Raw genomic sequence first — 14,863 nt, forward strand, 5'->3', positions numbered from 1 at the left:
TACATTTCGAGGATTTGAAAAGTGTCTCAAACAACTCCGAGTCAACAGACCACTGATCACTGGCCACTGTCAACAGATCAATGGGAAACCGTTATCGGCCTGGAAATTCACGTTCAGCTGGCCACCAAAACCAAGATTTTCTCCGGAGCTTCTACTGCTTTTGGCGCCGAGCCCAACACTCAGGCCTGTGCGGTCGATCTGGGCCTGCCGGGCGTCCTGCCGGTGGTGAACGAAGAAGCCATTAACATGGCCATCAGGTTTGGTCTGGGTATTGATGCCGAGATCAACCAGGTTAACGTTTTCGAACGTAAGAACTACTTCTATCCTGATCTGCCAAAAGGCTATCAGACCACTCAGCTGGAGAAGCCCATTGTCGGTGCAGGTCACATAGAGATTACTCTGAAAGACGGCTCGACCAAAACCGTTCGTATTCATCACGCTCATCTGGAAGAAGATGCGGGCAAGAGTCTGCACGAAGATTACCACGGCATGACCGGTATCGACCTCAACCGTGCTGGCACACCTCTGATTGAGATTGTGACAGAGCCCGACATGCGTAATGCCGAAGAAGCAGTCGCCTTCGCCAGGAAACTGCACTCTATCGTCACCACACTCGGCATCTGCGATGGTGACATGTCCCAAGGCTCCATGCGCTTTGACGTAAACGTCTCTGTACGCCCAAAGGGTCAGAAAGAGCTTGGTACCCGCACCGAAACCAAGAACCTGAACTCCTTCAAGTTCATGGAAGCAGCAATCCTGAAAGAAGTGCAACGTCAGATCGATCTGATAGAAGACGGTGGCGAAGTCATTCAGGAAACCCGTCTTTATAACGGCGACACCGGCGAAGCCCGCTCCATGCGCAGCAAGGAAGAGGCCAACGATTACCGTTATTTCCCCTGCCCGGACCTGCTGCCGATTGTGATAGAAGACAGTCGTCTTAAAAAACTCCGTGCTGAAATGCCGGAAATGCCAGATACCAAAAAAGCCCGCTTTGTCAGAGAGCTGGGGTTGAGCGAAGTGGATGCTGAAATTCTGTCAGGCGATCAGGCGACGGCCACTTTCTTTGAAACCGCTGCGAAAATCAGTGGTGACGCCAAACTCGCTGCCAACTGGGTTCTGGGTGAAGTATCCAAGTCCCTGAATGCCAAAAGCATTGCAATTTCAGACAGCCCTGTTTCTGCTGAAGCACTGGCAGGCCTGATTGCCCGCATCAAGGACAACACCATTTCTGGCAAGATCGCCAAACAGGTTTTTGAAGCCTTGTGGAATAGCGAAGGCAAAGATGCGGATGAAATCATCGAGAAGAAAGGTCTCAAGCAAGTGACCGATACAGGCGCCATTGAATCCATGATTGATGAAGTACTTGCTGCCAACGCCCAACAAGTCGAAAACTATCGCGCTGCACCTCCCGAAAAGCGTGGCAAGATGATCGGCTTCTTCGTGGGTCAGGCCATGAAAGCCTCAAAAGGCAAAGCCAATCCAGGTATGGTTAACCAGATTCTCAAGAAAAAGCTGGACGCCTGAGAGTTATTTTCCGATTCGGAGACAATCAACCAACTCACCCCAAGGAGGCAGTCGCAAAACTCCAACAGCTCTTTCCCACGCTTTGCCCTACAGGACCTGAAAGCGTGGAAACCAGAGTTTTTCGACAGCCTCCGGGGAAGAGGAATATGAACCTTAAAGATTTATTCCTCAGTGAAATACAGGATACCCTCAACGGGATAATGATCCGAAAGCACACCTAATCGGGTATTTGTTTGATTGGCCTGTAAAATTCTCAGGTAACCACTCACTGGACAGACATTTCTCCTGTCACAAAGAATATTATCCAGAGTACCCTGATGAGGACCTTTTCCTTTGGCCATTCCATTGCTATGGATGTCAAAGGAATAGGGCAAAGAGGTATTGGTAAAATCAGCTGCCTGGCGGCTGAACAGGGTTTCCAGCATGATTTGAAAATATTCACCCCCTTCAGATTCTCCGTCTTTTCTACCCGCATCAGAATTAAAGTCCCCCATGTAAATGACTGCTTCATGGCTGGGTATATTCAATTTACTCTTGATCTCCCCAAGATAATCGTAGTGCCTGATCAGACCTTTGTATTCATCTTCGCTATCAGTTTGCACCGTTTGCAAATGGAGACCAAACACATGCAAATTTCCACTTTGGGTTGGCACCTTGATATACCAGGCACCGACAGCACACCACCCCTGGTTGCCTGCCGGCATTGGAAAGACAAATTCACGCATCTCAAGAATCGGCGCCTTGCTATAAATCACTACCCCGCCATTGAATAGCCTGCCATACAACAGCCATTCCCACCCTTCACCCAAAACAGGCGTCATGTAATAACCTGCCTGCCTCATTCCCTCATTGACGACGTCTCTGAGATACTGATCACCCAATTCCTGAAGCGAGACAATGTGATAATCCCTCTTGCTCATATAATGGGCAATTTCCTGCGCCCTCATTTCCGGATCGTTCATGTCCTGGCTACCAAACCACCACATCAGGAACTCAAAAAAGTCATAGGAAGTCATCAGATTCACATTCCAGGTCAATAGTTTAAGAGGCAAACACTGATCAGAGACACTCAAGGGACAGGTCGTGGGAGGGCTGGTGTAGACGGGAATGGATTCCATACTTTTTCGTTTTCCAGAAGCATCCGGCAAAGGCGAACCTGCAACTGCAAGGATACTCACCCCAAAAAGTAAAGCCAGAAGGGCACTGAACTCTTTCATCAAGCTTGCTCACTGACTGGAAAATCAAATTTACAGGATAGAAGCTCTCGAAAAAAAGCATAGAAGAAAATCAGGGGCTACTGACCGGGGCGTACGCCTTCAGCTACTAGTAAAAAATGGAACCACAAGAAGGAGATTAATGGCTGTTTTTGGCACTCTTCATATTATTAGCCTTCCTGAAGAATTCGGTGAAGCCATCCTGAATATTTTGCAGCTCTTTATAAATAAACGATTGATGTCTTCCATCATAACCTTCAGTTTTGATCAACTTTTCCAGATCATCGAAACGTGTCTGAAGATCAACACTGTTGCTGATGAGCTTTTTAGCTTCAGCATCAATTGCTTCATAGCTTTCCCAAAACGCCTCACAGGATAAATTGGCTGATTGAAGCCTGCCATGGAGCTGCTTCAATTCACTCACATCCACCTTTGTCGCTGCAACTGCCTGCTGCTCAGGCCAGACCCAGCCACACATCCAGCTAGCAACACTTCTTACCGCTTCCGTCAATTTAGGGACGTATTTACCCACTATTGCCACCAACATCAAGGTTCCACCTATCGATTTGGCCGTTTTGACTAGAGGATGGTAGCTGCCTGCGTAGAGTCCCGCTACACCCAGATGCTGGTCCAGAAGGGAAGACGTAAAGTATTGAATAAAATGCCCGGGATAGCCGGTTTTTGAAAAAGCTTCCTGAGCAAAATCAACACAATTAAACCCAAGCCCTTGATAGATACAACTTTCCTCTCCTTTATCACAGGCATCGGCGTACTCTGAGATATACTTCTCAACTCTTATGGCTTCCTGTTGAGAGATAAAGAAAGTGACTTTAGGGATATCATTAATTTCGTTATGGTAATAAGTTTTAAATTCGATAGCTTCATCCAACACAACCCCCTGCTGTGTTTTGGAAAGAATTTCATATGAATATCTGTCAACTCCAACAGAACACGACACCTTTCCCTGAGATCTTCTGCCCGCCAACTTGGCCCCTCCAGACACTACAGAGGCCAGTAAGAGTCTGCGAACCCGCCCAAGATCCCCAACAACTTCCCGCACAGGACACTGATTATGATCAACGAAAGGCTCGAGCACTTCGTCAACAGGGTCTGGTTTCTCATCTCTCGGTACTCGAGGATCAGCGGGGGGAGCCTCAGAATGAGACAGGGAGTCCAGTTCATGATCATCATCAAGACTACCTTCTGCATTCTGTGGTATCACTTCCCACCGAGTAGCCGAAACAGGATAGAGACCGCGAGCAATGTCTACGCCTCTGGCTTTGTTTTCAAGTCTGACAAAGCTGTGGCCATTGTCGAGGTAAACAGTCAGTTTACAGGAAGGGTTATCTGCTCTTGTCACATTGCGAGTATTGAAAGTCGCCGAATCACGAAACAGGACGCCGGATTGAGAAAGATCACCGGTATCCATCGGCCCGGGAGGCAGAGCCCCTGTCTGAAGTTTACTATGCCCAGCGCCCATGCCAACTCTCCCCGCTGTTATGAGCGTTCTTCATGTCAGCAGCCTCCCTGAAGAATTCGGTGAAGCCGTCCTGAATATTTTTCAGCTCTTTATAAATAAACGATTGATGTCTTCCATTATAGTCTTCTGTTTTGATCAGCTCTTCCAGATCATCGAAACGCGCCTGAAGATCAACACTATCGCTGATCAGCTTTCTGGCTTCAGCATCTCTTTCACTATAATTTTCCCAGAATACCTCGCAGTATAAATTGGCTAATTGAAGGCTGCCATGAAGCCGCTTCAACTCACTCACATCGACCTGTGTCGCTGCGATTGCCTGCTGTGCAGGCCACACCCAACCACAGATCCAACTGCCAACACTCCTGACAGCTTCCTTCAGCCTGGGAACTGCGTATTTGCCAACCACGACCGCCAACATCAGTGTTCCAGCTATCGAAGCGGGATTTTTGACCACAAGATGACAGCCAACTGCGTAGAGTCTTGCCATGCCCACGCTCTGCGACAAAATTGAAGGGGTGAAATATTCAATAAAATGACCGGAATAGTCCGTTTTTGAGAAAGCTTCCTGGGCAAAATCAACACAGTTGAACCCAATCCCTTGAAAGATACAACTTTCCTCTCCTTTATCACAGGCATTGTCATACTCTGAGATATACTTCTCCACCGCCAATGCTTCTTGCTGAGAAATGAAGAAAGTAACTTTAGGGATACTGTCAAACCCCTCATAGGCATAGCCGAAGGTTTCATCTGAAAGGCGCCCCTGCATTTTCGAAAAAAGCACTCTATGAACACCCATTAACGCCAATGCTCGCCCTACGTGTGTTTTGCCCGCCAATTTTGCCCCCAAAGACGCTGCATAGGTCAGATAAAGTTTGGATTTCAATTTATCATTATTACTATCAACCACCGGACACTGATTACGAGCAACGCGAGGCTTTTGCACTTCCTCCACAGGAGCTGGTTTGGATAGTTTTAATAACAAGGGACTAACGGGAAAAGTCTCAGAATTGAACAGAGCTTCCAGCCTCAGCTTATTACGAAGATTAGCTTTCGATGCAACAAACCGTGCTGGGTAGAGACCTCGGGTAATGTCTACTCCTCTGTCCTTGTTTTCAAGCCTGACAAAGCTGTGGCCATTGTCGAGGTAAACAGTCAGTTTACAAGAAGGGTTATCCGCCCTTGTCACATTGCGAGTATTGAATGTGGCAGAACGACCTGATACCCCCCTTGAATGAAGCTCATTACCCGTGCCCGATGGCCTCAGAGGTTGACTGACTGTGAAAGATTGACTGGATCCAGCCTCCATACTCAGACTCCTTATCTACAAAAACCACATCCTAAGTACTATTGAAGGTGAACAGGTTCTGATCATTCATCGTAAAAATGCCTTAGCTCACGATCAGTCGTGCCACGGAAGAATTAATTGTCAAATCCCTCCCTAAACAAGCCCTGTTACCTGCTTACCATGGACTCAGGGTTTTCAACTTAATTGACAAACGTCTTTTAAAATGAAATTCAAATCAAATAAAAACTATATACTTATAACTAAATTTGTAAAAAAATCCTGTTTCAGAGTATTATGCCGACCAGATTTTCTGGGAATATAGTCCAGCTTATCTTTTTGTCAGGATCATTTGCCTGACTCATCCGTCGCATTCATTTGCTAAACGACCACAATCACAAGCATTTAACGAATGAGTGTTACTCATGGCCAGGCTATCAAAACTACAAGCAAAGATGCTGGCTAAAAAACTACTAAAACTGTTTGGAGCGGAAGTATGTCGTACCAGTCCGAAACTCTCCCAACAGGTGATGCAAATAATAGCAAAAATAATAGCACCGCCTTTGATCGTTTCCTCGCTACTGTAGAGTGGCTTGGCAACCTGTTACCCCATCCAATTACCCTGTTTGCCCTGTTTGCTGTGGGTATTGTTATTATCAGTGGTATCGCCTCATGGGCAGGACTGAGTGTCGTTGACCCCCGTCCGGAGGGAGCCGCAGGCCGTGCAACAGATGGCATGATCCATGTTGTCAACCTGCTGACAGGTGATGGCCTGCGGATGATTGTGACCAGGCTGGTTACCAATTTCACCGGCTTTGCTCCTCTGGGCACCGTACTGGTTGCTCTCATGGGTGTTGCTATTGCAGAACACTCCGGGTTGCTAAGTGCACTGGTTCGCTCCCTGGTGATGAAGGCATCCCGCAACACCGTAACCATGATTGTTGTGTTTGCCGGTATTCTGTCCAATACCGCTGCTGAACTGGGCTACGTGGTTGTTATTCCTCTGGCTGCCATGATCTTCCACTCACTGGGAAGACACCCTCTGGCCGGTCTGGCTGCCGCTTTTGCCGGTGTTTCCGGGGGGTATAGCGCTAACCTGCTTCTGGGCACTGTTGATCCACTGCTTTCCGGCATCACAGAAACGGCCGCCAGAATGATTGACCCGGCTTATGTCGTGGGTCCTGAAGCCAACTGGTACTTCATGTCGGTCAGTGTATTCCTGATCACCTTCGTAGGTACCTGGGTAACCAACAAGATCATTGAGCCTCGTCTGGGCAAGTACAACGAATCAGAAGCTTCCGTTGATCTTTCTGAAGACAAAATGGAAGACGTCACCGACCTTGAGAAACGCGGCCTGAAACGGGCTGGAATGGCATTACTGGTCTTGGTGGGTGTTATGGCTCTCACCATTGTTCCCGAGTGGGGCGTTCTCAGACACCCTGAAACGGGTGCTGTTGCGGGCTCTCCATTCCTTAAGGGCATTGTTGCCATGATCCTGATCTTCTTTGCGATTCCCGGCTTTGTCTACGGTAAAACGGTAGGCACGGTCAAGAATGACAGAGACGTAATCGATTGCATGTCCAAGAGCATGAGCACCATGGGCATGTACATTGTCCTGGTGTTCTTTGCTGCCCAGTTTGTTGCTTTCTTTGGCATGACCAATCTCGGCACCATCTTTGCGGTACTGGGTGCGGAATTCCTTCAGAACATCGGCCTGACCGGCCCACTACTGTTCGTTGTTTTCATCCTGATGTGTGGTTTTGTAAACCTGATGATTGGCTCCGCTTCCGCGCAGTGGGCCGTTACTGCACCAATCTTTGTGCCAATGCTGATGCTGGTAGGCTACGCGCCTGAAGTCATTCAGGCCGCCTACCGTATCGGTGACTCAGTCACCAATATCATCACGCCAATGATGAGCTACTTTGGCCTGATCGTTGCCTTTGCTTCACGTTATAAGAAAGACCTCGGTATTGGCACTCTGATCTCCATGATGTTGCCTTACTCAATGTTCTTTGTGATTGGCTGGAGTGTGTTGTTCTTCATCTGGATCTTCGTAATGGGTCTGCCGGTTGGACCGGGGTCAGCGACTTTCTACAGTGCTGGCTAACTGACTGACAGGACATTTAAGACAGGGGTGATGGTTCACCCCTTTTTTATTGCTCGGAAATAAGTCAGAGACACCAGCGAATCTCAAACCTACCGCTCCATCGGAACAGCTTAACCCACGAAAAGACCTGCCGGAAAAAAAGCTGTTCAGCTGAAATTGTCAGCAATGCTGTCAACCTTGTTATACCAATTGCTTCCAACAGATCCTAGGATATCTCGCAACAAAGCAGCCATTTTAAAGGAGTAAGACTATGGCCTTATCCATCAATCTGGAAGATCATTACAACTACACCCTGCTGGAAGTTCGGGGTAAAGTGGACGCTGCCACCTCACAAATGCTGGACCGAGCCATCGAAGCCGCCACCTTTGAGGGCAATCACCACCTGATTCTGGACTGTTCACAGCTATTCAGCATCAGCAGCGAAGGCCTGAGAGTCTTACTCAACACGCGAAATTCATTGACCCGGATTCACAGCATCACACTTTGCAATGTCTCAAGATCCATCCATTCACTGCTGGAACTGACGGGCATCTCCAGATTCATCAACATTGCCAAAGATCTGGATGAAGCTGAATCTATGCTGTTAGAATCTAATACCGAGCTGGACAGGATCAGTTTCAATTAGTTTTGTAACAGGATCACTTGCAATCAGGCATCTGTAGACTGAAACTTATCTTCCCTGTCGGCATGAGGCAAGATCGCATTCAGCAAAACGGCAGTAATGGCACAAAGGCTAACGCCTTTCAGAGTGAACCCACCCATCGACAAAGCCAGATCACCAATACCAAACACCAGAACAACTGACACAATCACCAGATTGCGTGGCTTGCTCAGATCCACCTGAGCCTTGATCATGGTACTGAGACCGACAACAGCAATAGAGCCGAATAACAGCATCATGATTCCACCCATCACCGGTGTTGGAATCGTAGCCAGAAAGCCACCGACTTTGCTGATAAACGCCACTGCAACAGCCATGATTGCAGCCCAGGTCATGATTTTGGGATTGAAAGCTTTTGTCAGCATCACCGCACCGGTGACTTCTGAGTAGGTAGTATTGGGAGGGCCACCCAACATGGCCGCAGCAGAAGTGGCAAAACCATCACCCATCAGGGTATTTTTCAGACCGGGCTTTTCGAGGTACTTCTTACCGGTAACCGAACTGATCGCCAGCATATCGCCAATATGCTCAATAGCTGGCGCAATCGCGACTGGTACCATGAACAGAATGGCATTCCAGTTAAACTCCGGGGCCGTAAACGCAGGAACAGCAAACCATGGACGATCAATAACCGGCTGAAAATCCACAACCCCCATAAATAACGCAGCAATATAACCAACAGCGATTCCACAGATAACCGGAATCAGTTTGAAGATACCGCCGGCCATGGTGGAAACGGCCAGTGTTGTCACCAGAGCGACGCCCGCCAGCAACAAGGAAGTATTGGGATCAATCGATGAGTTGGCATCACCACTGGCCATGTCAACGGCAACAGACGCCAGCCCGAGACCAATGACCATAATCACCGGACCCACTACTACCGGAGGAAATAATCGATAAAGGATGCCGCTTCCCCGCAGGCGAATGATAAAGCTGAGCACTACATAAAACAGCCCTGCTGCCATCATACCGCCCAATGTTGCAGGCAGGCCCCAACTTTGAACACTAAACGTAATAGGCGCAATAAAGGCAAAAGAAGAGGCCAGAAAGATAGGCACCTGCCGTCTGGTACATAACTGGAATATCAGCGTACCAATACCAGCGGTAAAGAAAGCAACATTTGGATCCAACCCGGTCAACAAGGGCACCAGTACCAGAGCACCGAAGGCGACAAACAGCATCTGCCCCCCCATCAACATCTGTCGCCATACTGGCATTCCATCATCGGCCAGGTTTATATCAGTCATAATCAGCCTTTCCCTTCACTATTTAGTTCCGAAGATTTTATCTCCTGCATCGCCCAGACCCGGTATGATATAACCGTGGTCATTCAAACAATCATCTACTGATGCAGTAAAGATTTTGACATCCGGATGAGCTTCAAGCACTTTCTCTATACCCTCCGGAGCCGCCACCAGCACAAGGCAGCGGATTTCCTTGCAGCCGGCTTTCTTGAGCATATCAATAGTGGCCGTCATGGAACCACCGGTAGCCAGCATAGGGTCTAATACCAGAGCAATTCGCTCATCGATATCCTTAACCAGCTTTTCGAAGTAAGGAACCGGCTCAAGGGTTTCTTCATCCCGATACAGACCTACGACACTGACCCGGGCACCCGGCACCAGATCAAGCACTCCATCCATCATACCCAGACCTGCTCTGAGAATGGGAACAATAGTAATTTTCTTACCTTTGATCTGCTTGACGGTGACGTCTCCGGCCCAGCCATGAATAACATGATCTTCCAGCTCAAAATCTTTGGTCGCTTCGTAAGTTAGCAGCGAACCCACTTCATTAGCCAGTGTCCGAAACCCTTTCGTACTGATACCCCTGGTGCGTAAAATGCCCAGCTTGTGTTGTACCAGAGGGTGCTTGATTTCTTGTACGCTCATGTCAGCTCCCGATGCCTTCCACTTAATACTGACTCTACCCATTTGACGGGCTTGAATCTTTTTATTTTTACACAGCCCTTATGACCCACCTATAAGTTTTTCTCACAGCAAACCGAAGTAAGCTATAACTTGCTGTTCACATCTAATGTAGGTATCGTTGCCCTCTTTTTTCCACGGTTCAACTTTTGTCTGCGCTGCCTGGAACCCGATTCATTGCTTGCCCATCAGGCAGTTTCCGGAGAAAGCCAGTTGTTAGCCAATGACGAGTTATTACAACGAGGTTCCCAACCCATGTCTGTTGATCTCGACCATATCCAGCAAGTCCTCAACGAGGCTGACTGCCTGTACAATGAACAACAGATAGAAGACGCCATTAAAAATATGGGCAGCGCTATTACAGAACAACTGTCTGGTAGTAATCCACTGGTTTACTGTGTAATGAATGGTGGCATGGTCATTACCGGCAAGCTGCTCACTCACCTGCAGTTCCCCCTGGAAGCCTCATACGTGCACGCCACACGCTACCGTGATCAATTAACCGGTGGCCGTCTGGACTGGAAAGTACGCCCTTCACAGGACATGAAGGGCAGGACAATTCTGATCGTTGATGACATTCTTGACGAGGGCCACACTCTGGACGCCATTGTCGACTTCTGCAAGGAACAGGGTGCCGAGAAGGTTCTGACCGCCGTTCTGGTTGACAAGCTGCACGACCGCAAGGCTCGCCCCGGCCTCAAGGCAGATTTCTCTGGTCTTGAAATTGAAGATCGTTATATCTTTGGGTATGGGCTGGATTACCAGGGCTACTGGCGAAATGCCAACGGCATTTTTGCTTTGAAGGGTCACTGAAAATTGAGTGAGCTGAACCAGTTTACCCGGTGGTAGACTGGTTCAACGCCTTTTAGCTTATTCTTCCCTGCAAACCTTTTCTGATTGCAGCTCGATCAAGTTCAACTTTCCCGGGAAATGCCTTGCGCATTTCATAAATTTTTCTTATTTCTTTACTCTCCCCATTGAGAATTTCATTTATGCTTTCTCTGAAACCTCTGCCCTCAGCGGCGTGGTCCCTGGCCTCAATGGCTCGATCATATTCTTCCTGAAGCACTTGCTTTATGCTTTGATAAGAATTTACCTTACTTTTAAGGCTCTTTAACTCTTCCTGAAGCTCCACCTTCCTCTGACTGAATGACGCCTCTATTCGTGCTTTGCTCTGCTGTTTCTGCTGTGGATTCAATTGAGTATTACTCTCAACATTATTCAGCCACCGTCGTCTGGAGCTTTCGATTCCCTCGAGCTTGCGTGTCACTCCCGAGATTTTGAACTTCCTTAACTCATTCTCCATTCTGTGGGAGTCCAGTTCTTTTCTTTTACTATCTACTGCTTCTTTCAGTGTTTTTATATTTGTTCGATACTCTTCGGACTTTTGCTGAATTGCCTTTTTCGTTTTCATTTGAATAGTCTCTACCTGAGCATCGAGATTTCCAAGGCGAAGCTCGGTTTCCTGACCAGCCTCTGCGTCAACCCTTGGTTTCAGGGATTGACTCAGCTCCCTGATCTCCTTTTTCAGCTCAGCTTTTTTGCCTGGCTCATCTCCATTGCCTTTTATACTTCTTAACTCTTCAAGATCAGAGTTGTAACTCTGAAAACCAGGATCTTTATCAAAGGCAGCTTTGAACTCATTCAACATCTTCACTCTGTCACCAAAAAATTGCCCCTTGGAAAAGTCGTAGGTTTTTCCATCCGGAGCCGGAAACTTACCTTTTTTGGGAGGATTTTCCGGTGCCGCATAAAGCGCAAGTGACTTGGCGTACTTTTTATCAAAACTTACCAGCTTGTTCTCCAGAGCATTGGCTCTTTCTTGCAGCTCGCCCAGTTGCACTATCTTTTCATTTCTGGTGGAAAGCTCTTCTCTCAAACCATTGTTGCGAACCCTATTGATCAGATCCTGAGGAACAGGCTTCCAGTTTTCATTCTTTAAGGAACGCTTCAACTCGCCAAAGATGTGAACCACCTTTTGCTTTAAGGTCGGTTTGGTGATTTCTTTAGCTGGGCTGACAGAGCCTGATGGCTCTTTTTCTAAATGATTTGATTCAATGTGCTTTCGACCCTCTACTACTTCGCTCTTTCGTTCGTACAGCGAAATGTCAGATGGGAGTGATTGAAGTGAACTGCTGTGTGTCGGGGGAGATGAAGGGAGAAAATTGGGATGATTACGCACTTCGATACTGCGATTCATACTCTGGGCTTTCGTTCTGGCTCCTCCTTCAATACCCTGAGAAACCTGCTGCCCAGTTTTTACCGGACTTTGCCCCCCAACTGAACCTACTGCTGCTGCTGACATCCTTGTTACCTCTGATTCATTCAGTCTATTCCTTTGTAAAATTAAGTATCATCTAAAGTTGAGGCGCTTATTTAAAAAATCTATACCATTTCGGAATAATTCAGATTACTTGAATAGGGCTTGGGCAACTATAAATGCCATAATCGCCACTTTTCCGACAATCCCGGTGAAAGTATCAAGATTAAGATTCCTGAAAGTTTAAAATCCATCGTGTACAATGCCGGCAAACAGCCAAAAGCTATCAGGAATAACGATGAAGAAAGACAAACAGAAAGTCATTGGTGAAGTGCTGAATGATGAGCGAATCAAAGAACTGCTTACCCTTCAGGCACCAGCCGGAGAAGATCGCGCCCTACACATTCTGACCCGTGCTTATCGTGCACTGCGAGTAGAGGACTTTGAACGATTCCTGCACTTTTACTCGGAAACAAGTCTGGAGATCAATCCAGTGACACCAGAGGGCGGCACCTTTCTATCGCTACTGGAAACACACCATCATGCCGCACCCTATGCCCAAGCTTTAAAGAACTTCGGAGCCAACTAGCGACAGGCCATCTATACTCTGAGCTTTAGCAGTAAACCGGAGACCCCCCATGTTCACTTCATGGTTAAGAGACCCACGTATGCTGGCTTGCGCCGCGATCCTGCTGAGCACCAGTGTGACAGCTTCAGAAAACGCAACCACGGAAGACAGGCTCGCCGCCTACAACAGGCACTACCCCGCCATCTCTTACCCTGACTTGCGCAAGGCAGTCGATGCTGGCGAAGTGTTTCTTCTTGATACTAACAGGGGGGAGACCTATACCATGGGCCACCTGCCAGATGCCTATTCTCTGACAGACAGAGCCACTCTGGAGAGCCAACTACCCATCCTGAAAAACTACCCCATAGTTGTTTATTGTGGTGGTCCACAATGTACATCCTGGTTTGCCGGAGCAGATTTTGCTGCGGCTCGGGGTTATACCAACATCATGCACTTCAGAGGAGGTCTGAAAGACTGGAAAGATCAGGGCGGTAGTCTGGCAACCAGAAAAACAGAATAACTTTATGTCGGTAAATGTCTGAAAGTGTTCGGATATTTTATGACATGCCCTTCAGTGACAGTGCCTTTAAATCAAAAAGTTTTACACAACTAGCCTTCTTATTTCTTGCAAGAATCATTATGATGCCCGAGCGAAATGTTTATTCGGAAAGTTAATATGAAATCGCTTGCCAAAGCCCTCTTTATACCACTGGCACTGTCCGCTTCATTGATGGCTTCCATGCCTGCTTCAGCTCATGGCCATGGCCACGAAGGTCATTCTGATGAACTGAACACTGAAATGAAAAAAATGGGCTTCAATTTCAAACGCTCCGGCTCTGCTAAAACCATTGAAGACATGCAGAGCTACCTAACTGAATTCCGTACGCACGCCGAAAACGCCAGGGAGACCGGCTACACTGATGCGCCTGAGGAATTCCGAAAAGGCATTGATCAACTGCTGACCGGACTGGCCGGGGTTCAGGCTGCTCTCGACAATAAAGATCTGGATCTGGCCAAACAAAGAATGAAAAAGCTCAATGACATCAGAAAGAAATACCACAGAAAGTTCGATGTCTAAAAAGTTTCAATGGCCACGAACCGTTCAGTTGATTCACTGGACGGTTGCATTACTCTTTTTCAGTAATCATTTTCTGATTGACGGGTACAGCGAGTACCATGCGTATTCTGGCTGGGTCATCCTTGCCCTGGTAGGACTCAGACTGCTTTACGGCGTGACTTTTGCCCCGGCACCTGCCCGCCTTGGGGACATCAAGCCCTCATTCTCGGGCATCAAACAGCACCTTCACGAGCTGAAAACCCGGCAGCAGGGTGAAAATGGCCACAACCCGATGGGAGCGATTGCTGTCTGGCTGATGTGGATTGCCCTGGCTCTGGCTGCGTTTACCGGGTGGCTGCAGGATACCGACTTTGGCTTTGAACACAATGTTTATGAATGGCATTCGATGCTGGTGAATGGCCTCTACTACTTTGTCGGCCTGCATTTACTGGCAGTATTCATTACCTCCTGGCTGACCCGTCGAAACCTGGTCAAGACAATGCTCTGACGACAGACATTAGCTTAGCCAGGAAAGTTCATTTTAAAGTACACGGCAAGCAATTCGATTAAACGCAAATGACTGTGTCTTATAGTATTGCTTTTTGTTAGGGCTTTAGAGAATAATTCGGACCATTACTACCAATGTGTCGATAACATGACTGAATGCTAACCATAAGCCTGATAAACACTGCCCACAGACACAGACCAAATCCTCTTCGATTTTGTCTGATTTGTGTCGTTTATTTGCTGGTTATCCATTACTCCGTCAGTCACACGCATAA

General features: G+C 47.7%; 14 protein-coding genes. 8 read left to right on the plus strand and 6 right to left on the minus strand.

Annotated elements, in window-relative coordinates:
• Positions 1-21: 21 nt before the first annotated feature.
• Complete coding sequence (gene gatB / locus ACO6VG_RS24910; RefSeq protein WP_422134785.1) at positions 22-1,524, plus strand: Asp-tRNA(Asn)/Glu-tRNA(Gln) amidotransferase subunit GatB; 1,503 nt, start codon at positions 22-24, stop codon at positions 1,522-1,524.
• Positions 1,525-1,685: 161 nt separating this feature from the next.
• Here gatB and ACO6VG_RS24915 read toward each other — a convergent pair whose 3' ends face one another.
• The 3 genes from ACO6VG_RS24915 to ACO6VG_RS24925 form a co-directional block, all read right to left on the minus strand.
• Positions 1,686-2,741 (minus strand): endonuclease/exonuclease/phosphatase family protein, encoded by a 1,056-nt coding sequence (locus ACO6VG_RS24915; protein WP_422134786.1) that lies wholly within the window; start codon positions 2,739-2,741, stop codon positions 1,686-1,688.
• Between the two features lie 136 nt (positions 2,742-2,877).
• Positions 2,878-4,218: a hypothetical protein gene (locus tag ACO6VG_RS24920; protein ID WP_422476139.1), complete on the minus strand. Its 1,341-nt coding sequence runs from the start codon at positions 4,216-4,218 to the stop codon at positions 2,878-2,880.
• Positions 4,202-5,524 (minus strand): hypothetical protein, encoded by a 1,323-nt coding sequence (locus ACO6VG_RS24925; RefSeq protein ID WP_422441945.1) that lies wholly within the window; start codon positions 5,522-5,524, stop codon positions 4,202-4,204. The genes ACO6VG_RS24920 and ACO6VG_RS24925 overlap by 17 nt, the downstream gene beginning before the upstream one ends.
• Before the next feature lie 472 nt (positions 5,525-5,996).
• On the opposite strand from ACO6VG_RS24925, the gene ACO6VG_RS24930 reads away from it, so the two are divergent.
• Positions 5,997-7,607: an AbgT family transporter gene (locus tag ACO6VG_RS24930; protein ID WP_422134789.1), complete on the plus strand. Its 1,611-nt coding sequence runs from the start codon at positions 5,997-5,999 to the stop codon at positions 7,605-7,607.
• A gap of 250 nt (positions 7,608-7,857) precedes the next feature.
• The gene (locus ACO6VG_RS24935) at positions 7,858-8,232 is read left to right on the plus strand and encodes an STAS domain-containing protein (protein ID WP_422134790.1); all 375 of its coding nucleotides are present in this window, start codon (positions 7,858-7,860) and stop codon (positions 8,230-8,232) included.
• Positions 8,233-8,255: 23 nt separating this feature from the next.
• On the opposite strand, the gene ACO6VG_RS24940 is transcribed toward ACO6VG_RS24935, so the two are convergent.
• A complete protein-coding gene (locus ACO6VG_RS24940) occupies positions 8,256-9,515 on the minus strand; it encodes a uracil-xanthine permease family protein (protein WP_422134791.1) in 1,260 nt (419 codons plus the stop codon).
• An 18-nt stretch (positions 9,516-9,533) separates the two neighbouring features.
• On the minus strand, positions 9,534-10,160 hold the full coding sequence (gene upp / locus ACO6VG_RS24945) for a uracil phosphoribosyltransferase (RefSeq protein ID WP_422134792.1): 627 nt from the start codon (positions 10,158-10,160) through the stop codon (positions 9,534-9,536).
• Positions 10,161-10,451: 291 nt separating this feature from the next.
• Here upp and ACO6VG_RS24950 point away from each other — a divergent pair, with 291 nt between their 5' ends.
• On the plus strand, positions 10,452-11,009 hold the full coding sequence (locus ACO6VG_RS24950) for a hypoxanthine-guanine phosphoribosyltransferase (RefSeq protein ID WP_422137133.1): 558 nt from the start codon (positions 10,452-10,454) through the stop codon (positions 11,007-11,009).
• A gap of 52 nt (positions 11,010-11,061) precedes the next feature.
• On the opposite strand, the gene ACO6VG_RS24955 is transcribed toward ACO6VG_RS24950, so the two are convergent.
• Positions 11,062-12,501 carry a hypothetical protein gene (locus tag ACO6VG_RS24955; RefSeq protein WP_422476141.1) on the minus strand — a complete coding sequence of 480 codons (1,440 nt, stop codon included), beginning with the start codon at positions 12,499-12,501 and terminating at the stop codon, positions 11,062-11,064.
• A 253-nt stretch (positions 12,502-12,754) separates the two neighbouring features.
• Here ACO6VG_RS24955 and ACO6VG_RS24960 point away from each other — a divergent pair, with 253 nt between their 5' ends.
• From ACO6VG_RS24960 to ACO6VG_RS24975, 4 genes are all read left to right on the plus strand, one after another.
• Entirely contained in the window at positions 12,755-13,045 is a 291-nt protein-coding gene (locus ACO6VG_RS24960) for a PA4642 family protein (protein WP_422134794.1), read from the plus strand.
• Positions 13,046-13,094: 49 nt separating this feature from the next.
• Positions 13,095-13,544 carry a rhodanese-like domain-containing protein gene (locus ACO6VG_RS24965; protein WP_422134795.1) on the plus strand — a complete coding sequence of 150 codons (450 nt, stop codon included), beginning with the start codon at positions 13,095-13,097 and terminating at the stop codon, positions 13,542-13,544.
• Between the two features lie 156 nt (positions 13,545-13,700).
• Positions 13,701-14,102, plus strand: coding sequence for a cytochrome b562 (locus ACO6VG_RS24970; RefSeq protein ID WP_422134796.1), 402 nt, complete (start codon positions 13,701-13,703; stop codon positions 14,100-14,102).
• Positions 14,095-14,589, plus strand: a complete 495-nt coding sequence (locus tag ACO6VG_RS24975) for a cytochrome b/b6 domain-containing protein (RefSeq protein ID WP_422476143.1) — start codon at positions 14,095-14,097, stop codon at positions 14,587-14,589. The genes ACO6VG_RS24970 and ACO6VG_RS24975 overlap by 8 nt, the downstream gene beginning before the upstream one ends.
• Positions 14,590-14,863: the final 274 nt, after the last annotated feature.

The organism is Endozoicomonas sp. ALB032, assembly GCF_049310125.1.
GTDB lineage: Bacteria > Pseudomonadota > Gammaproteobacteria > Pseudomonadales > Endozoicomonadaceae > Endozoicomonas_A.